A 19,776-nucleotide genomic window follows, 5' to 3' on the forward strand; every position below is an offset into this window, starting at 1 on the left:
GGGGGCTGCAGATCTACGTTACGATGGCGTAACACCTGAAAGACGCTGCCTCTCAAGCCCCGCTTCAGAGCAGAAAGCGCCTTGTAACATTATAACTTCAATAAGAGTTTTAGGGGGAGGGGGCATGGGGGAGGAGACCCTTTTGCAAAAGGGTCCCTCCCCCACAAAGCGTTTCAAAATAACAGTAGCCTAGTACCAGCGGCCAAACTTGCGGATGTACACCACCTTCATGGCCTGCGCCACAACGCAGTAGCACAGCAGCGTGGCCGCCAGCCAGGGAAAGTAGCTCCAGGGCAGGGGTTCAAGGCCTACCAGATTGCCAAGCCCGGAGAAGGGCAGGTACATGCCGAGCGCCATGACGGTTCCTGTCAGCAGCAACACCGGAAGCGCGGCGGTGCTTTGCACAAAGGGGATTTTTCTTGTGCGCAGCATGTGCACCACGAGGGTCTGGGAAAGAAGGCCTTCAACAAACCAGCCGGACTGGAAGAGCGACTGCATCTCAACGCTGGTTGCGCCAAAGACAAACCACATGAGCGCATAGGTGGTTATGTCAAAGATGGATGAGGTGGGGCCTATCCAGACCATGAAGCGGCCGATGTTCTTTGCGTCCCATTTGCGGGGTTTTTGCAGAAACTCCTTGTCCACCCTGTCCCAGGGCAGGGAAAGCTGCGAAAAGTCATACAAAAGGTTCTGCAGCAGCAACTGGATGGGCAGCATGGGCAAAAAGGGAATGAATGCGCTGGCCACCAGCACCGAAAAGACGTTGCCGAAGTTGGAACTCGCCGTCATGTTAAGATATTTCATTATGTTGCCAAAGGTTTCCCTGCCTTTGACAACCCCTTCTTCCAGCACCATCAGGCTTTTTTCAAGCAGAATGATGTCTGCGGATTCCTTGGCGATATCCGCGGCGGAATCTACAGAAATGCCCACGTCCGCATCCCGCAGGCCGGGAGCGTCATTTATGCCGTCGCCAAGAAAGCCCACAGTGTGGCCGCCCTGTTGCAGCGTCTTGATGATGCGCGACTTCTGCAGGGGGGTGAGCCTTGCGAACACGTCGTGTTCCCGCGCGGCTGCAAGCAGCTCCTGTTCGTTCATGGCGTCCAGCTGGTCGCCGGTGAGCACGGTTCCCGGTTCCAGGCCGACTTCACGGCAGATTTTGGCCGTGATGACCGGCGTGTCGCCCGTAAGCACCTTGACGCCCACGCCGTGTTCGCGCAGAGCGGCAATGGCGGATTCGGCGCTGTCTTTGGGCGGATCAAGAAAAGTGAGAAAACCTCTGATGATCAGGTCTTTTTCCGCTTCAGTGGTGTACTGCTGGCGGATATCGTCGCCCTTGATGGCTTTTGCGCCCAGGGCCAGCACCCGGAAGCCGTCACGGTTGTATGCCTCGGACAGATCAATGATCTTTTGCCGCCACTGGGCGTCCATAGGCACGACCTTGCCGTGCACGTAGACGCCCGACGCGATGGAGAGCATCTCTTCCACTGCGCCCTTGCAAACCAGAAGGTGTTCGCCGGAAGTATCGGACACGATGACCGAAAGGCGGCGGCGCACAAAGTCGAAGGGGAGTTCATCCACCTTGTGCATGTGGCGGGGCAGGCCGTTTTCTGGGTGCTGCTCGCCAAAATGGACAATGGCCTTGTCCATAAGGTTTTTTATGCCGCTCTGGTGGTAGCTGTTGACCCAGGCAAGGCGCAGCACGTCGTCGTCCCTGTTTCCCAGCGCGTCCACATGGCGTTCGAGAATGATCTTGTCCTGCGTCAGGGTGCCGGTTTTGTCTGTGCACAGGATGTCCATTGCGCCGAAGTTCTGGATGGAATTGAGGCGCTTGACCACCACCTTGCTGCGCGACATGGCCACCGCGCCCTTGGCCAGGTTGGCGCTGACGATCATCGGCAGCATTTCGGGCGTCAGGCCCACGGCAATGGCCAGGGAGAACATGAAGGCGTCGCTCCAGTCGCCCTTTGTGAAGCCGTTGATAAAAAAGACAATGGGCACCATGCAGAGCATGAAGCGGATGAGCAGCCAGCTTACGCTGTTGACGCCCCTGTCAAAGGCCGTCTGGGAGCGGGTGCCCACAATGCTCTTGGCCAGCGAACCGAAATAGGTATTGGCCCCGGTAGCCACAACAAGGGCCGTGGCGGTGCCAATGACCACGTTGCTTCCCATAAAGCACATATTGCCCGCATCAAGGGCGCGACCCGAGGGAACGGCTTGCCCGGCTGTTCCGGCGGATTTTTCCGCCACAGCGGCAAGGGTGTCGTATTTTTCCACAGGCAGGGACTCGCCGGTAAGGGCAGCCTGGCTGACAAAAAGGTCGCGTGACTCGATCAGGCGGACGTCAGCGGGGATCATGTCTCCGGCGGTAAGCCGCACAATATCGCCTGAAACCAGCTCTGCCAGCGGGATTTCTCTGGTTTCGGACTGCCCGTCCTCATTGCGCCGGGTGACTGTGGCCGTTGTGTGCACCATGGCCTGCAAGGCCTCGGCGGCCTTGTTTGAGCGGTATTCCTGCCAGAAGCGCATAAAGCCGCTCACGAGCACCATTACCAGCACAATGGCGGCGCTGGTGCCGTCGGTTTCTTCGCCAGCGCCCAGCGGAAGCCAGTAGTCGCTGTAAAAACTGACGGCGCTGATAATAAGCAGCACGTAGATGAAGGGATTATTAAAAGCCCCGGCAAGCTGCACCAATGGATTGGGCACACGCTCGCGCGCGACGTCGTTGCGGCCTTCAGTCTCAAGCCGGGCCACCGCCTGGGATTCCTGCAGGCCTTCGCTGCACGAATCAAGGCTGGTGAAAAGCTCGTTAAGGCTTTTTTGTGCGGCCTCTGCGGCCCGAAGGGAGGTGTGGGCATGCGCGGGGCGCGCCGCCTTACGGAAATCAAAAAACATTGGCATAGCCTCCTGCCGCTTCAGGCGCGCGGCGGAAGCATGTCCTGCCTATGCGATATAGGAGAGGAAATGCAGCCTTGCGACCGGGGCGGCGGTAAAAATGTTGATGCGCATCGTGTCCGCAGCGAACACTGTGGGGGCATTCGCTGCGAAGCTACTAGGGGGATGGTCCATGACTCAGGAACTCCTTTTTTGCGGGTCGCCTGTGGGGCGACGGTTTTTGCGCGGCGTGCGCGTCAGGGTTGGTTCACGGTGGGCCTGCTCTGGCGGTTGCGTGAGCAGGGCTCGCCGTGAAGGCGTAAGCGCAGCCTGTCTGCGCTGGTGTATGCCGCGAGGGCGGCTTCAGGCTTTGAGATGCATATTCTCAAAACCGGTTTGCGCCAGTGGGCAGGCCGCTACACAAATACCTGCCTGGTGCGGCTACCTTGCGGGTGTGACGCAAGAGGCCGCAGGCGCGGGAAAATATGCTCGAAAATTCCGGGGTGACGTGGTCAGCACCAGAAAGAGATTGATGGCGAAAAACGCCACAGCCAGCATAATGCAGAGAAAGAGAGAGAATTTCATGGCTCGCCTCCGATGCCCGAAACAGGCTGCGGCGAGCGGGAAGGAACCGTTACAGGCCGTAGCGTGCTATTTCAGGCAAACCGATCGCACAGGTTTGACTACTACTGGGTAAACTGTCCATAACGGGTCTTGATTTAGGGTTAAGGGTTACGGGGTAAGGGTGCATAAGACAGAAAAAGCTCTAGGTAATTTTGCCTGAAGAGTCAAGCATGCCCGGCAATCTTTTGGGCTGCCCTGTGAGGAACACGCGCAAATTGCATAGAAAGGCGCGCGGATTGCGCAGGCGGCAGCAGGGCAACCGGCTGCGCACACGGCGCGCCAGGGCAGGCGGTGCTGACTTTTGGCTTTACCGGCCGAGCAGATCCCGGGTTTGCGGCGTAAGGCCTTTCAGGCTGTCGAAGACGGCCAGGGCTCCCTGGTTTTCCGGATCCTGAATAATGGCAATAAGCACCATGTCAGATGTGGCGTGAACCCTTGTCAGGGCAGAAGACTTGAATGCCTGGCTGCGCGGTTCGCCGCTGAATGACCAGAAGTGGCCGTCCTGCTGCGGTTCTGTGGCCTCGGCCTGAAACTGGCGCAGGTCTTCGGCGATGCTTTGGCTTGTGGCGTTTTTTTCGTTGGGCAGAACAAAAACGCTCACCAGCGCCTTGTAGTTGTCGCCCGACGGGTCCTTGAGGCCAAGTATCAGCATGCATTCTTCATCGTTGCCGGAACGAAAGCCGGTGCGCTCTTCGCCATCCCATCCCTCGGGCAGTTTTGCGCTGAAGCGGGCAAAGTCCCTGGTTGCGGCTGACGAGGCTTCAGAAGCCGCGTTCGCGGCAAGGACGCCGGAACCCAAAACCAGCACGCAGGCCAGAAGAAGGGGGAAAAAAACGGAAATGCGCATGCGAACCTCGCTGTATGCTGAATTTGTGCGGCACGTTCTGGCCGCGTGGAGCACCTGGATCAGGACGCGCTTCGCAGCAGGTACATGATGAAGGGCAGGCTCTGGCGCACAACCAGCAGCGCCAGGGCCAGCCAGTTGAGCCACAGCATCCGCAGCCGGGAGCGCGCGGTAAACAGTATGGCCCAGCAGATCACAGCCAGCGTCAGGGGCACGAGGCCGGCAACCTGCGGCGTGAGCCAGTCCGGCAGACTCTGGCCGCTGAATGAAAATCCGATGAACAGGCCCCATCTGTCAATGCAGCGGGGTATGTATCCTATCAGGGCCCACAGGGCGCACCAGCGGACTGCCTTTTCAAGGTCAACAACGGCGGGAAAAGGTGCGCCCTTCCGGTGGAAGAAGGACAGGGTCAGCAGGGCAAAGGCGCCCGCAGGGGCAAAGCAGGTGAAGTAATTGTGCGTGGCCGCGCCAAGCACGGCAGAAACCATGCGGCCCCATTCCATACCCTGCGGCGGCCCGGAGAAAGACCAGTTGGGCAGAACCTGCGCGCAAAAAAAGCAGATGGCGGCCATCAGGTACAGGCACAGCCTGCCGCGCATGGCTTCGCCCGCCAGCTGGTCGCTTTTGCCGGAACCTTCCACAGGGGCCGGGGCGCGGCGCGCCTTGCAGGTTGATCGGCCTTTGGAGGCTGTGCCCGCGCTGTTTTTCGCCGCAGGCATATCTTCGTCAGGCAGCCCCGCGGCAAGGGGAGAGCGACCATCCAGATAGGCCACAATCCACAGGCAGCACAGGCCGCCAATCCAGGCCAGCACCGTGGTGGTGTAGGGCAGCACCGCGTCGTCCCACAGGGAAAGGCTGTTCAGGAGGCTGGACGAACCGCCCAGGCTTATGAGCGTGGCTGCCAGGTCGGCGGCGGTCAGCAGCGGGCCGAGCAGGCCGAGCCCCAAGGCCAGCCGTGTGAGCCGCTGTGTTCCTAAAATGCAGAGGCGGGCATTGCCGCGTCTTCCTGCCAGCAGGGTCAAAGCCATAATGACCGGCAAGGCGGCAGCGGCGCTCATGCCGATGTTCAGTATATTGGAGGCCCATTGCCAGTAAAAAAGCCCTTCAGGTATGTTTTGCATGCCGTCTTGTAGCCCGTGACGCCCAACGTAGCAAGATGCCCACAGGGCTGGCGGCTCGAAAAAATGTGGGCGGGGCCTCACGGTGTGTGGCTGTCAGGCAGGCTTTCGCGGAATTTTATCGGCGCTGTGACACTTCAGTCATTCTGATTTTGTATCACAGCACAGGTACGCTTGTTCGTCGGCAAGGCATGGTTTATAGTGCCGAACCCGACAAACCATAACCCTGATACGTGGCCTGCCCACGCACGAGACGCAATCCATGACGTTTTTCGCCGTATTTCTGCTTGCCGTTGCCCTGTCCATGGATGCTTTTGCCGTTGCCGTAGTCTCTGGCTGCGCCCTGCAAAAGCCCAGCCCGCGCCATTATGTGCGCCTTTCAGCCGCCTTTGGTTTTTTTCAGTTCGCCATGCCCGTTATCGGCTGGTACCTCGGCGTGTCCATACGGGAATATATGGAAGCCTGGGACCATTGGATAGCGTTTGTCCTGCTGGCCTGGATAGGCGGCAAGATGGCCCTGTCAGGACTGCGCGCTCTCAGGCATCGGGAGTCCTGCGCCTGTCCCGCCGTGGACCCCACAGCTGGCAGCAATCTTTTGGTGCTGAGCGTCGCCACCAGTATTGACGCCCTGGCAGTGGGGCTGTCGCTGGCTATTCTTGGAACGCCCATCTGGGGCGAAGCCGCGCTGATAGGGATTATCTGCGCGGGCATCACGGCTGGGGGGGTGCGTATTGGCAAAACGTTGGCCAATCTCTGCGCGTTCAATGGGTGGGCGGAGCTGGCGGGAGGCTTGACGCTGCTCGCCATTGCCTGCAACATCCTGCGAGAGCATCAGGTTTTTTAAGGAAACGCTGATTTATTTCGTTTGGCGGCGTTGTTTCACTTTTTTGAAACAGTCGAGGACGGAAGAGTCCACTCCTGCTTCAAAAAAAGATAGCGCCTTGCCAAACAAAATAACTGCTTGTTTCCTGGAAGCTCTTTAATCAGTACTTCCATAACCTCAACCAGACCTGTCCGCCGTGCTTGCAAGCGCACTATGCCGGCCCGCGAAGCCGCGCGGAAAAAGGAGTATTCATGGCTACTATCAGCGCCAAATATCTTGGCGACCTGCGTATGGAATGCGTGCATAACCAGAGCGGAGCCAGAATTCTTACCGATGCCCCCAGCGACAACCAGGGCAAGGGAGAGGCCTTTTCGCCCACAGACCTTTGCGCCACGGCCCTCGGAACCTGCGCCATGACCATTATAGGCATGTACGGCAAAACCCACGGGGTGGACGTGACCGGCACGGAAGTGGAAATCACCAAGACGATGAGTGCTGACCCGCGCCGCATCGGCAAGATTGAGGTTGTGTTCAAGATGCCTCCGCGCGCTTACTCCGCCAAGGAAAAAACCATCATTGAACGCTGCACCGCGTCCTGCCCCGTGCATCTGACGCTGCACCCCGAAGTAGAGCAGATTTTTACCTTTATCTGGCAGGATTAAGGCGCGCAGCACGGCAAAACGGCTGTATGTCGGCGCGACTGTTTCCATTGACCCTGATATGGAAACACGGCTGCGCGAAAGCAATTTTGTTGGCGCAAATGGCCTGTGGCGGAAGGCAGGTTTTTTTGTCCGCCTGGTATGTGCATTGCGGCGGCTTCCCAGGCGGGAGGCCGCCGCAATGCTTGAGAGGGCCAGGCAGTGTCGTCACGAGCGCCCTTCCAGTTATTTCTGCGTCGAACTTCGCCTTTTATTCCGGCCTGGTACCACCACGTACACTCCCTGCATAACAGGCTCATTCTCCTTGATATGACTGGAAATTCATCTCGTGACGGCACTGTCCGAAGCAGTTAACGAATGAAAGGAGTTAACTGATCTGCAAGGATTTTCAGGAAAGTCCTTGCCACGGAATGCGAGCCGGCAGGCTTGTGCCTGCCGTACGCGCGCATTTCAAGCGTTGCATGCTCTATTGTTATGGGATCCTGCCACTGCCGTCAGCAGCGCAATCCCGCTTTATGGAGCCAACGTTACGGAAAACTTTTTCCGGACTTGCGTATATGGGGCCCCAATTCCCACGAGCAAGCCGGAATGGCAAACGCATGCGTCAAGAAGAGAGCAGCAACAGGCGCGCAGAAGACTGTTTTTTCTCAAGAGGCGAAAAAGTCCTGTTCTGTTGTGCGTGGGTATTGTTGTGGTGGCTTATCAGCGCCAATCGTTATGTCTTTGCACTGCCCTGGCATGAAAAATGGCAGTTTGAGCCGGAGCGACCCTTTCAAAGCTCCTGTCAGGCGCGATATGAGATCAGGAATGGGCGTATCTCCCCGTATGGACTTCTGATGATGGAGTATGCAATATATCAAAGGGGCAGTCTTGCTCCACCGACGGCTCACTTTTGCAGGTGCAGCTTTATCCACTCGCGATTCCTCTGGAGGCCGGATGTCTGAAATTGAATCCTCTGTCATTATTCCTGTTTTCAATCAGTGGGAATTGACGCGCGCCTGCCTCAAGGCTCTGGCTGCCACCACGGCGGGCAAGGCCGTGGAAGTTATTGTGGTTGACAATGCTTCTTCAGATGCAACGCCTGAAGCGTGCCCTTTTTTGGGCGAACGGCTTTTTGGCAAGTTTTTTCGCTATCATCGCTGCCCTGAGAACCGTAATTTCGGGCCTGCCTCCAACCTCGGCGCACAACTGGCTGCAGGGGAATTTCTCATTTTTCTCAATAACGATACCGTTCCCCTTCCTGGTTGGTATCAGCCGCTCATCGACGATTTTTCGCAATGGCCCGACCTTGCCGCCACTGGCCCACTTTTGCTGTATCCTGAATCTGAACCATTTGGCTTCACGGTACAGCATCTGGGGGTGTTTGTTTCTCCCCTCATGAAGGTTGGCCACCTTTACGAGGGCATCTCGGCGGAGTGCCCCCTGGCGAAAAAACGCCGCTTTTTTCAGATCATTACCGCTGCCTGCATGGTGATGCGCCGGGCGCTCTTTATGGAAACAGGCATGTTTGACGAAAACTACGTCAACGGATTCGAAGATGCGGATCTCTGTGCCCGGCTTATAGGCAAAGGCTACCGCCTGACTGTGAACCCGGAGGCCAGGGTCGTTCATCACACAAGCCAGACGTCGGGCAGGCACCAGCATGAGGACGAGAACTTCGAGTATTTCGCATCACGCAGGCTGCCCTCGCTGGTTCCAGATTGGCACCTGCATTTAAAAAACGACGGCATGGCTTTGCGCTTGGGGGAGTGGCAGACGTTGCAGGGAACGCTGCCTCCAGAAGAATGCGGGCATCTGGACAAAATAGCCGCCAAGTCCTCGCGCGAGGAACTGACGGAGCTTCTCGCGCGCCATCCCTTTTGGGAGAATGGATGGCGTCTTCTGGCCGCAGACAATGAAAAAAAGCCCGGTCAGATGGATATGGAGCTCGCCAGGTTCAAGCTCTACCCCTCGGCAGACGGAGCCATGAACCTCTATAAAGCCGCGTGCGCGGCGCACGATCAAAAAGCCGTTACAAGCGCGCTTGGCCTTTTGACGTCATTTTGCAAGCCTTTTGAAGAATACGTGTCCTCGGCAGAAACTGTGAGCAAGTGGTGCCCCAAGATGGGCCTTGATGAGCTGGCGGATCAATATGTGGCCTGGCTTGCCGGAGCAGAGCGGTTTAAGACACAAGTGTATCAACCCTTCCTCGAAGACTTCTGGAAGGTAGCCAGCCAGTTTATCCTCCATCCTCACGCAAACTGGGCCTACACCTTGTGGCGGCGCGTTGTGGACCTTCCCCGGCGCGAGGCGGAGTCTGCGCTAGCAGTCCCGAGTAGCGGCGACATAGGTTTTTCTGTGCTTATGCCGGTGTATAATCCCGAGGTGGAACATCTCGTCGCGGCGCTGGAATCCCTTATGGCGCAGGATTGCCCGCATTGGGAACTTTGCGCTGCAGACGATGCCTCCACCAATCCTGTCATCAAGGTTATTCTCGACCGCTATGCCAGGAAGGACTCAAGGATACGCGTCGTCTGGCGGGAGAAGAATGGCCACATCGCCGCCGCTACCAATACGGCGCTGGAAATGGCGCGTTACCCGTATGCGGTGTTGATGGATCAGGATGACCTGCTTACTCCCGATGCGCTGCGCGTGGTGGCAGAAACCATTGCAAAACACCCGGACGGCCTGCTGTTTTACTCGGATGAAGACAAGATTCATGACGAAGGGTATGTCTTTTACCCCTATTTCAAGAACGGCAAGTGGGATTGGGAACTGCTGCACGGGCAGAACTATGTCAGCCACCTTGGCGTATACCGCACGGACCGGATGCGGCAGATCGGCGGCTTTCGCGAGGGATTTCGCGGATCGCAAGATTTTGACATGCTGTTGCGCTACATTGCGGGGGCAGATGCCAGGGATCTTGTACATATCCCGCGAGTACTCTACCACTGGCGCGCGCATGCGGGCAGCACGGCTTTGGATGTGGGGGTAAAGAGCGAGGCTGTGGACAGCGCGCGCAGAGCGGTTCAAGAGCGTCTGGACGCTTTTTCTCCTGGCGCCGAGTCGTGCATATTGCCCAATTCACAATTTTTGCGCGTGAAATTTCCACTGCCTGAAAAACGCCCCCTGGTGAGCCTGCTCTGTGATGTGGGAGATAATCTTTCTCTACTGAAAGAATGTTTGCCTGCTTTGACGGCAAAAACCGCATATACGAAATACGAAATACTCCTGCTGTGCAACGAGGCCGTGGGCGAAGGGCATATTGCAGCGGCACGACGGTTTGCCGCTCTTCATAAAAATGTCCGGCTGCTGCCCTATGCTGCGGAACTGTCACCGCCAGAACGGCTCATGGGGGGGGTAGAGCTGGCATGCGGCCAGGTTCTGGGTTTTCTTGCCGGGGGTATTGCTCCTCTGACTGAAGACTGGCTTGAAGAAATGGTCTCGTGCCTCTGGCGGGACGGTGTGGGGGCCGTGGGGGGCAAGGTGTTGCGCCGGAACGGAAACATGTTGCACGGCGGCTATCTCACGGATGCAAGCGGCAAGCTTGGCGCGGTGCTTCAGGGGCTTTCCTGCAATGAACCGGGTTGGTTCAACTGGGGTAAATTGGCCAGAACCGTGGACGCCCTGGATGATATGTGTCTTTTTACGCGCGTTGAAACGCTTACTGGCATGGGGGGCCTTGATGCCTCACTGCAGCATGCTTCTTTGCCGGATTATTGCCTGCGACTTGGCGAAAAAGGGCAACGCACCGTATGGTGGCCCTTTGCGGAATTTACGCAGCTTGATGACAGAAAGGCGCGCACATGCAGTACCTGGCCTGGCGACAAGGCTTTTACAGCTCGCTGGGCCGACCGCCTTGCGCCCTTTAATGAAAATCTTATGGCTGCGGGAGCAGGCTGGTCGCTGTGCGTCAGTGCGCCGGATACGTCGGGAAATGCCTTGCCGTTGAAGCGGAATCACGGCCAGACCGGCCCGGAAGACTTTTGCGTTGAAGACTACCTTGCCCTTTATCCGGACGTTGGCGCCAGCGGCATGGACCCACTTGAGCATTATCTGGCGTTTGGTCGCGGGGAGGGCCGTAAGCCCTGCCGCTCAAACGTGGACTACAGCCGCCTTACGCCGGAACGGCTGGCCGCGTTCCATGCTGCTCCTGCCGGGAATGTTGTCGTATGCACCGCCATTGCGGGCGGGTATGAGCGGCTTTTGCCCCCAGCCTTTCTGAACGACGGTTGGCGCTACGTCTGTTATGCCGATACTCCCGTGGAATCTTATGGTATTTGGGAGGTGCGGCCCTTCCCGTTCGAGAATGCCGACCCCACGCGCAAAGCTCGATGGGTCAAGCTGCATTTGCCGGAACTTTTTCCTGAAGTCCAATGGGTGTTGTGGCTGGATGCCAATATCATTATCGCGGATGATCTTTCACCAATAATAGCTTCCTGCAGCGGACAGTTGCCGCTGTATACCGTGCCGCATCCTTTTCGAGATTGCCTGTACGATGAGGCTCTGGCCTGCATTGATGCCCGCAAGGACGATCCGGAAGTGATCCGCAGGCAAATTGCGGCGTACAGGGCAGAGGGCATACCGCCGCACTACGGCTTGACTGAAACCGGCACAATACTGCTGAACCCCCGCCATCCGCAAACTCGGCCTTTCTTTTCTCTTTGGTGGTCAGAGCTTGAATCCCGCAGTAAACGTGACCAACTCAGTTTTTCTTACGCGCTGGCCAAACTGAATATCCCATTGGCGCATCTGCTCCCCAACGGCGGTACGCCGCGTTGGCATCCTGCGTTTTATTTTTTGATGCATTCAGAAACAGAATGGGTGCCTGTGCCGGAATTTCTGCTATCAGCGTGAGGTGTTTTGCTGTAGGCAGCTTTGCGCTCAACATGGAGAAAAACATATTATGAATCCAGAATATCCCCTAGATGCCATATTTAAAAAGCTGTTCAAAATCCGGGAAGATGTGTTTGAGTTGCTGCAAAAAAGAAGTTCGCCGCTGGATACTCTATGCTTTTTCCATTGGCTGATTAAAATGAATAATGTTCAGGATGCAATAGAAATTGGCACGTTCAGGGGGCTTTCAGCCTGCTTTATGGCAACTGCAATAAAAGGCACTCTGTTTACCATCAATATTTCAAAAGAAGAAGAAAGAGACGCGAAAGAACTGGCCAAGTACTTGGGCGTCAAAAACATAAGGTTCATTTTGGGGGACTCGCTCGAGGCGCTGGATATTCTTCTGCCTGGCGTGCCTGCCCTGGATTTTGTGTATATTGATGGAAACCACAGTTATGAATATGCGGCGGGCGAATATTACAAGGTGGAGCCTTTTTTGAAGCAGCGTCCGGCTGCGGCGGCAGTTTTTGATGATGCCGATTATGTACATCCCGATGGCAAGGAAGACGGAGGCGTGCCCCGTATTGTTTCCGAACTGGGCATCGGACATCTGCCTGGCAATCTTCGGTCATGCGCCATAAAGCCTTTCAATGCGTGGCGTACTGGCCTGATCTAGGCAAACAGCGCTTCAGATACGGCAGTAATTCAGGGGCCATAATGAAAATACTGATTATAGTTCATAACGATACGGGAATCGGCAACATTGTAATGATGACGCCCGCCCTTGCAGCCCTGCAACAGGTGCAGCCTCAGGCGGAAATTTTCATTGCGGGCAATCGGGCTTGCCCGGAACTATTGTCGGGCATGGGGATCCATTATCTGGAAAACATCCCCGCCAGCATGGTTTTTGATCATACTTTCATAGCCAATGTGCCCTTTTCTTTGCTCACGGCCTGGCTTGATCCCATCATGCAGGCCACCAAGGGCTATATGACGGCTATTCACTATGATGCCGTGGATATACAGCATGAATCTCTGATGCACATGAAAATCCCGGAAATTTTTGGCTTTCGGGGAACCCCTCCGGGGCCCTGGTGCAACGTGGAAGATGTCTCCGTGCCGTGGCCAGCCTCGCAGAAGGCCGTCGTGCTTGCAGATACTTCAAAGCAGGGAGCATGGCAAAGAAAGCGCTGGCCGTATTTTAAGGAGCTCGCCTGGGTGCTGGCAAAGAGGGGATATGCCATTGTTTTGGTTGGAGGCAGGGCCGAAGCGGAAATGTTTGATGCCTCCGGATGGCCTGCACATTTCAATTTGATGGGCCAGCTCCGTCTTCCGCAGTTGGCTGGCGTGATAAAAAAAGCGGCTTTTTTCGTGGGCAATGATTCAGGCCCGGCACACATCAGCGGCGCAGTTGGAACAAAAACATATGTGCTGTTTGGATCTACTTCGGTTGTAAAAAATCGTCCACTTGGCCCGTGCGTGCAGGTTATTTCTTCTCCCGCTCATTGCGCCCCATGTCAGTTCACCCCGCAATGGGAAGAGTGCTCCAAGGTGGTCTGCATGCAGGAGTTAACGCCGGAGATGGTGTTGAAGGCTATATTTGAAACTCCGGAATGCACGGTGTCCGCTCCTCCTCGCAGTGTTGTTTCTGACGCTGCAGCTTCTGAACAGGGTCTGACACGTAAAGACATGTTGAAAAAGTACTATGAAGGCTATGAAAAGCATTATCTGAAAACAAACAATAGCAGAAGAATAAAAGAAGATTCATTATATTATGACTCAATCTATGCCAGTTATCTTCCTGTAAATAAAAATGGGCTCGCATTGGATTGTGGTTCTGGCTCCGGCATGTTTTTGTATTTTTTGCAGCGGCATGGTTTTGCTAAAGTATACGGGGTTGATCTTTCACCACGGCTGATTGCTCTGCAAAAATCGGCACTGGGCATCACTTCGCTTTATGAAGACGCGCTCCAGCACCTGCGAAACAGTAGTGCAAGTTTTGAACTCATTGCCGCTCTTGATTTTCTGGAACACCTTACGAGAGAAGAGGCCTTTGAATTTTTGTCTCTCGCAGCACAAAAAATCACACCTTCAGGGCGGCTTTTTTTGCAGGTGCCCAATGTGGCAAATCCTTTTAACAATAGAATACAGTTTGGCGATTTTTCACATATTGTTGCATATACAGAAAGAAGCTTGAGTTCACTCGCAAAAATCTGTGGATTTTCGCATGTTCATGTTGCTTCCAGTTTTGCGGATAATGAAGAGCCAGCCAGTTTTGAGCAACTGCGCGCCATGTACCGTGTTTTTGGGCAATGTGAACCTCCGGAAATCCTTTCACCCAATATTGTGGCCATTTGCGGGCACGAACCGATAGTACCTTTTTCGGCGAGGCCTACGGAAGAATAACGAAACAGGCTGATCGCGGGCAAATCTGTTTTCTGTATTGGCGTGTACTGGGTATATTTGCCTATACGAATAGTGGTAATAACATCGGTATGCTCATAAGGTGGCACGCCAAAAAATGATAGTCTGCCAGTGTCTCTTTACCTGGCGTTGCCTGCGCTGCCACGGGCGAGCAGGTGCGTAGACATTCTCTTCCGCGGCATCTTGACAGTTGCTTATTAGGTTAAAGTTTTATCCTGATATTGCTTCGTCTGGCGATGGCGCGATATGTGCGAATAGCAGCCGCATGAGGGCATGTAGACGTGTTGAGGGACTGCATGCGCAGTTCCTTCAGAAAAAGCGGCATGAAGCACTACTACTGTAGTGTATTCATTTCTATTGCATGCCCGAAATATTGTCTGCCATTTTATCTTTTTCTCGCGCTATTTCGGCAGTATGCGGGAGATTATGAACTGTCCGCTCGGCTGCAGGAGCAGCAGGGGCATGCCCCTTGCCGTTTTTCACGCAAGAGGCTATTGCCCTGCGTGAAGTTTTCCGTTTTTACGTGGAGATAAGGAGACAGTAATGCCAAAAAACGCGGCACTCATTCTGGCGGCAGGCAAGGGCACCCGCATGCATTCCGACAAGCCGAAGGTTTTGCAGACCATGCTGGGCGAGCCCATGCTGGCCAGTGTGCTTGCAGCCTTGCGGCCCGTATTTGCCGAGGACGTCTGGATTGTGACAGGCCACAAGGCCGAAATGGTGCAAGCCGCCTTTCCGGACGCATCCTTTGTGCTTCAAAAACAGCAGCTCGGCACCGGGCATGCTCTTATACAGGCTCTGCCCGCGCTGGTCGCGGCGGGCTGCACCCACCTGCTGGTGGTCAACGGCGATGCGCCCCTGCTCTCGGAATCGCTCGTGCGCCAGTTTCTGGCCGAAGCCGTGGGCGCTGACCTGGCCTTCGCCACCATCGAACTGAACAACCCCGGGGCTTATGGCCGTGTGGTGCGGCAGGGCGACGAGGTGCGCGCCATTGTGGAGGCCAAGGACTATGATCCCGCGCTGTACGGGCCGCCAACCAATGAAGTCAACGCGGGCATGTACTACTGCGCGCTGGACGCGGTGGAAAGCCTGCTGCCCCGTATCGGCAATGCCAACAAGAGCGGCGAATATTATATCACCGATCTGGTCGGTCTGGCTGTGGCGGAAAAATACAATGTCCTCGGCGTGCGCTGCGGACGTGATGACGGTCTCATGGGGGTGAACTCGCCCCAGGAACTGGAGCGGATGGAAGAAACCCTGCGCGAGCGCCGGGTGCGTGATCTGCTTGCCTCGGGCGTCATCATTCACGCGGCCTCCAGTGTGCGTGTGGGGCTTCTGGCCGAGGTGGAGCCCGGAGCGGAGCTTACCGGCCCTTGCGAAATTTACGGGCGTTCGCGCATCCTGCGCGGCGCTTCGGTGGCCTCGCACTGCGTGATCCGCGACAGCGTCGTCAGCAACGGGGCGCAGATACGCTCTTTTTCGCACCTTGAAGGCGCCCATGTGGGCGACGACGCCCTTGTGGGGCCCTATGCACGGCTGCGCCCGGGCGCTGTGCTTGAGTCCCAGTCGCATGTGGGCAATTTTGTCGAGCTGAAAAAGGCGCGCCTGGGGCGGGGGGCCAAAGCCAACCACCTGAGTTATCTTGGCGATGCGGATATCGGCGCGGGCAGCAATATCGGCGCGGGCACCATCACCTGCAATTATGACGGCAAAAACAAGCATGTCACCAAGATAGGCCAGCGCGCCTTCATTGGCAGCAATACCGCCCTGGTGGCCCCGGTGAGCGTAGGCGACGATGCGCTTGTGGGGGCAGGGTCGGTCATCACCGTGGACGTGCCTGCCGGTGAACTTGGCATTGCCAGGGCAAAGCAGAAAAATCTGCCACGCAGAAAAAGCTGAAGCGCATCCTGGGGCGTCTGCACGGGGCATGAGCCCTGGCTTGTGCTGTGTGCGGGCAGCGCAGGGCGAAGCGTGGGTTCTTCAGCGCCCGGATTTTTTATCCTGAGCCGCACCCGTTTGTAACGGAATTGCCGCAAACCCGCTGCCATGGCGCATAAAGAGGGGCTACGCCGCCAAGCCATGCGTGGCGCGGGTTTTTTTCGAATTTAGCGCATCCATTCTTGCCAAGGCGCTGGTGCGATGCTATCTATGAACCATGGAACTTCTGGGACAGCTTGAAACACAAGTTGCGGCTCTTTTAGCCAGGCTTGACCGCCTTAAGGCGGAGAATGCGCGCATCAGCGCTGAGTCTGCCGCTATGGGGGCGGAAAAGACCGCTCTGGAAGAAGAAAACCACAGGCTGCGCGAAGCTCTGGAGAATGAAGAACAGCTGCGGGCTCAGGCGCTGGCGCGCATTGACGCCGTACTGCGCAACATTCAGGAGCACGACAGCGTAGAGTAGGTTTTTGTGAATCAGGACGCTATCAACCTAACCGTTCTAGGCTTAAGCATCGCTTTTAAGCCTGGTGCAGATATGGACCGTGTTCATGAAGCTGTAAGGCTTGTTGAAGAACGGTTCGCTGACCAGAAGCTGAGGTTCCACGGAGGGCAGACCAAGGATATTCTGCTGACCTTTATGGCCCTTGGACTGGCGGATGATTTGTTGCAATCGCAGAAAGAGCAGGCGGACGCGCGTGAGCGCGTAGAGGCCATGCTTTCGAAGATAGAGGGGTCTGATTAGACCTCTGGGCGTTTCCCTGGGGAGCGCGTGATTTATGCCTCGGTGCTAACCTGACAAGTATATAAAAGGGAATCGTCACTGTCCTCAGTGTGCAAGCCCGGCCACGACCGGGACGCCTGAAGGGGGCATACAGGTTCCCGACCTGGTTATCCAGGTTCTGTACCGCAAGCATGACACGGCTCTCTGGGGAAAAAGCCGCTTTCAGCAGTAGTTTGGAATTCCAGCTTCCGCTATGGGGCCGTCACTTCTTCTTGCAACGCCATCCTTATTGCCGCGTTTGCGGCGTCCAGCCAAGGATACAGCAGCCCTTTGGGCTCAATTGCTACGGCGGCCAGTATTGGCTGCCGGTGTTCGCCGGGCTGGTTCTAGGACTGGTCCCGTATTGATAAAAGAGAGGCTGGATTCATGGACCCATTGTTCATCGTGGCGCTGCTTGCGTCCGTGCTGCTGGGGGCGGCACTGGGCGTGGTGGTGTATAAGCGGTCTACCACAAAACGCATCGGCGACGCCGATGACCTGGCCAAGCGTATTGTGGCCGAAGCCCGCAAAGAGGCTCAGGCACAGAAAAAAGAAATTCTGCTCCAGGGGCAGGACGACCTGTTCAACCAGAAGCGCGAACTTGAAAACGAGTTCAAAGAGCGGGAGCGCGAAGTCAAAACCCGCGAGCGCAAGCTGGAAGAAATGGGCGGCCGCCTTGAAGAGAAACTGGAAAAAGCCACCGCCAAAGAGCATGAACTGCTCGCCTCCGAAAAGGATCTGGCCCGTAAGGAACGGCAGCTTGCTGAATCCGAGATGTTTCTGCAGACCCGTATAGAGGAGCAGGAACAACGCCTGGCGCAGATATCGGGCTTTACCGTTGAAGAAGCGAAAGCCCAGCTCTTTATGGAAGTGGAGGCCAAGACGCGGCACGAATCTGCAAAGATGATCCGTCAGATTGAGATGGAAGCCCGCGAAACCGCCGACCGCAAAGCCAAAGAAATTCTCTGTAACGTCATTCAGCGCTACGCTGGCGATTATGTGAACGAGCAGACTGTTACCGCCGTCACCCTGCCCAGCGAAGACATGAAGGGACGCATCATCGGCCGTGAAGGGCGCAACATCCGCGCGCTTGAGGCCGCTACTGGCGTGGATCTCATCATTGACGACACGCCGGAAACCGTCATTCTTTCCGCCTACAGCCCCTTGCGCCGTCAGGTGGCCAAGATGGCTCTGGAGCGCCTTATCCAGGATGGCCGCATCCATCCCGCCCGCATTGAAGACATTGTGCAGAAATGTGAGCAGGAACTGGACACCCAGGTGCGCGAAGTGGGCGAGCAGGCCACCTTTGACGCCGGGGTGCACGGCATTCACCCGGAAATCGTGCGTCTTTTCGGTCAGTTGCGCTACCGTACTTCCTTTACGCAAAACGTGCTGCAGCATTCGCTTGAAGTGTCCGCCCTGTGCGGCATGATGGCGGCGGAACTCGGCATGGATGTAAAGAAAGCCAAGCGCGCCGGACTGCTGCATGACATCGGCAAGGCGGTGGACCATGAAGTGGAGGGGCCCCATGCCCTCATTGGCGCGGATCTGGCCAAGAAGTACAACGAAAGCCATGAGATAATCCACGCCATCGCCGCCCACCACGAAGATCAGCGCCCATCCACGGCTCTGGCCGTACTGGTTCAGGCTGCGGATTCCATTTCCGGCGCACGCCCCGGCGCGCGCAAGGAACTGCTCGAAAACTACGTGAAGCGCCTTGAAGACCTTGAAGGCATCGCCACCAGTTTTGAGGGCGTCAGCAAGGCCTACGCCATCCAGGCCGGACGCGAGATCCGCGTTATGGTCAACTCCGATCAGGTGGATGACGACACAACCTATGTTTTGTGCAAGGATATTGCCGAAAAGATTGAAAAAAATCTGACATATCCCGGGCAGATCCGCGTCACGGTCATCCGTGAACGGCGCGCCGTGGGCCTTGCCAAATAGGTTTGGTTCAGTAAGGGAAGAGGTCATATGCTATGACGCAAGGCCTTCTGTTATATGTTTTTGATCTGGCGGCCAGCTTTATGCTGGCCGCCGCCGCATCCTGCCGGGCGCGATCGGGCGGGGCGCATTTCAGTGGCGCGGCGGTGCTGGCCTGTCTGGTCGGCCTTGCCGCGCCGCTGCTGCGTGAAGGACTGCTTGGGCATCCGGTGCTGGCCCTGAACCGGGGCGACTATCTGGCCGCGGCCGTGGCGGGCGGACTGGCCGGTATTCTGGCCGGGCGCTGGCGACGCTCGTGGTTGAGTTTTTACTGGCTGGACAGCCTGGGCCTGGGGCTGGCCGCAGGTGTGGCCACAGTGGCGGGCTTTTATTCCGGGCTGGGCATGGCGGGCTGTCTGGTGCTTGGGGTGCTGACCGCCCTGGCAGGCGGCCTGCTGCGCGACGTGGCACTGGGCGACATGGCCCGGTTGGTTGAGGACTATCTTTACGCCACTGCGGCGGCCCTGGGTGCCATGCTGACCCTGGCGACCCTGATGTACGGCAAAATGCCTGCATGGCAGTGTGTCCTGGCGGGGTGCGGGCTGGTACTTGTGCTACGGGGTTTGCGCTTGCGCAGGGGCGGTTTTGGCGCAGTTTAAGCCACGATTTTAGAAAGTCTCGAAAAAAAGCAAAATGAGTCTTGACTCTTTGGTATAGTTTCACTATCTTCTCGGTTCGCGCAACGGCACTGACTTTGAAACGGCACGCAGGCGAAAGAAATTTCGCCGGACCGAAAGAAAGTGATTGACGGGGTACGAAAAGAGGTGCATAAGTCTCCTCCCGCTCATATAAAACTGAATAATGACTTTTAGTTGCGATGCCGAAATCATTTCAGCAAAGCGAAAATAAGTGATTGACAGTCTGGGCAAAGGGGAGCATAAGTCTCCCTCGCTCATACAAAACTGCATAATGACTTT

Annotated in this window: 14 protein-coding genes and 1 other RNA gene; 11 read left to right on the forward strand and 4 right to left on the reverse strand. The window is 56.5% G+C overall.

Annotated features, from left to right (window positions below):
- Positions 1-189: 189 nt before the first annotated feature.
- The 4 genes from mgtA to BCS36_RS06350 all read right to left on the reverse strand — a co-directional run bounded on the left by mgtA (position 190) and on the right by BCS36_RS06350 (position 5,460).
- A complete protein-coding gene (gene mgtA, locus BCS36_RS06335) occupies positions 190-2,892 on the reverse strand; it encodes a magnesium-translocating P-type ATPase (RefSeq protein WP_291302062.1) in 2,703 nt (900 codons plus the stop codon).
- Positions 2,893-3,312: 420 nt separating this feature from the next.
- A complete protein-coding gene (locus BCS36_RS06340) occupies positions 3,313-3,456 on the reverse strand; it encodes a hypothetical protein (RefSeq protein ID WP_291302063.1) in 144 nt (47 codons plus the stop codon).
- 346 nt (positions 3,457-3,802) lie between these two features.
- Complete coding sequence (locus tag BCS36_RS06345; protein ID WP_291302064.1) at positions 3,803-4,342, reverse strand: protoporphyrinogen oxidase; 540 nt, start codon at positions 4,340-4,342, stop codon at positions 3,803-3,805.
- A gap of 59 nt (positions 4,343-4,401) precedes the next feature.
- A complete protein-coding gene (locus BCS36_RS06350) occupies positions 4,402-5,460 on the reverse strand; it encodes a hypothetical protein (protein ID WP_291302065.1) in 1,059 nt (352 codons plus the stop codon).
- 259 nt (positions 5,461-5,719) lie between these two features.
- On the opposite strand from BCS36_RS06350, the gene BCS36_RS06355 reads away from it, so the two are divergent.
- From BCS36_RS06355 to BCS36_RS06405, 11 genes are all read left to right on the forward strand, one after another.
- Positions 5,720-6,301 carry a manganese efflux pump MntP family protein gene (locus BCS36_RS06355; protein ID WP_291302066.1) on the forward strand — a complete coding sequence of 194 codons (582 nt, stop codon included), beginning with the start codon at positions 5,720-5,722 and terminating at the stop codon, positions 6,299-6,301.
- 230 nt (positions 6,302-6,531) lie between these two features.
- Positions 6,532-6,942 carry an OsmC family protein gene (locus BCS36_RS06360; protein WP_291302067.1) on the forward strand — a complete coding sequence of 137 codons (411 nt, stop codon included), beginning with the start codon at positions 6,532-6,534 and terminating at the stop codon, positions 6,940-6,942.
- Positions 6,943-7,875: 933 nt separating this feature from the next.
- Entirely contained in the window at positions 7,876-11,775 is a 3,900-nt protein-coding gene (locus BCS36_RS06365) for a glycosyltransferase (protein ID WP_291302068.1), read from the forward strand.
- Between the two features lie 49 nt (positions 11,776-11,824).
- Entirely contained in the window at positions 11,825-12,430 is a 606-nt protein-coding gene (locus BCS36_RS06370) for an O-methyltransferase (protein WP_291302069.1), read from the forward strand.
- 41 nt (positions 12,431-12,471) lie between these two features.
- The gene (locus BCS36_RS06375; protein WP_291302070.1) at positions 12,472-14,160 is read left to right on the forward strand and encodes a glycosyltransferase family 9 protein; all 1,689 of its coding nucleotides are present in this window, start codon (positions 12,472-12,474) and stop codon (positions 14,158-14,160) included.
- 561 nt (positions 14,161-14,721) lie between these two features.
- Positions 14,722-16,077, forward strand: a complete 1,356-nt coding sequence (gene glmU, locus BCS36_RS06380) for a bifunctional UDP-N-acetylglucosamine diphosphorylase/glucosamine-1-phosphate N-acetyltransferase GlmU (RefSeq protein ID WP_291302071.1) — start codon at positions 14,722-14,724, stop codon at positions 16,075-16,077.
- 256 nt (positions 16,078-16,333) lie between these two features.
- A complete protein-coding gene (zapB, locus tag BCS36_RS06385) occupies positions 16,334-16,579 on the forward strand; it encodes a cell division protein ZapB (RefSeq protein WP_291302072.1) in 246 nt (81 codons plus the stop codon).
- Positions 16,580-16,585: 6 nt separating this feature from the next.
- The gene (locus BCS36_RS06390; RefSeq protein ID WP_179981030.1) at positions 16,586-16,858 is read left to right on the forward strand and encodes a cell division protein ZapA; all 273 of its coding nucleotides are present in this window, start codon (positions 16,586-16,588) and stop codon (positions 16,856-16,858) included.
- A gap of 10 nt (positions 16,859-16,868) precedes the next feature.
- Positions 16,869-17,052: non-coding RNA, 6S RNA (gene ssrS, locus BCS36_RS06395), on the forward strand.
- Positions 17,053-17,263: 211 nt separating this feature from the next.
- Positions 17,264-18,823 carry a ribonuclease Y gene (rny, locus tag BCS36_RS06400; protein WP_291302073.1) on the forward strand — a complete coding sequence of 520 codons (1,560 nt, stop codon included), beginning with the start codon at positions 17,264-17,266 and terminating at the stop codon, positions 18,821-18,823.
- 32 nt (positions 18,824-18,855) lie between these two features.
- Positions 18,856-19,458, forward strand: a complete 603-nt coding sequence (locus BCS36_RS06405) for a TRIC cation channel family protein (RefSeq protein WP_291302074.1) — start codon at positions 18,856-18,858, stop codon at positions 19,456-19,458.
- The last annotated feature ends 318 nt before the right edge of the window (positions 19,459-19,776 follow it).

The sequence above is a fragment of the Desulfovibrio sp. MES5 genome, from assembly GCF_002237645.1.
In the GTDB taxonomy this organism is placed as follows: domain Bacteria; phylum Desulfobacterota; class Desulfovibrionia; order Desulfovibrionales; family Desulfovibrionaceae; genus Desulfovibrio.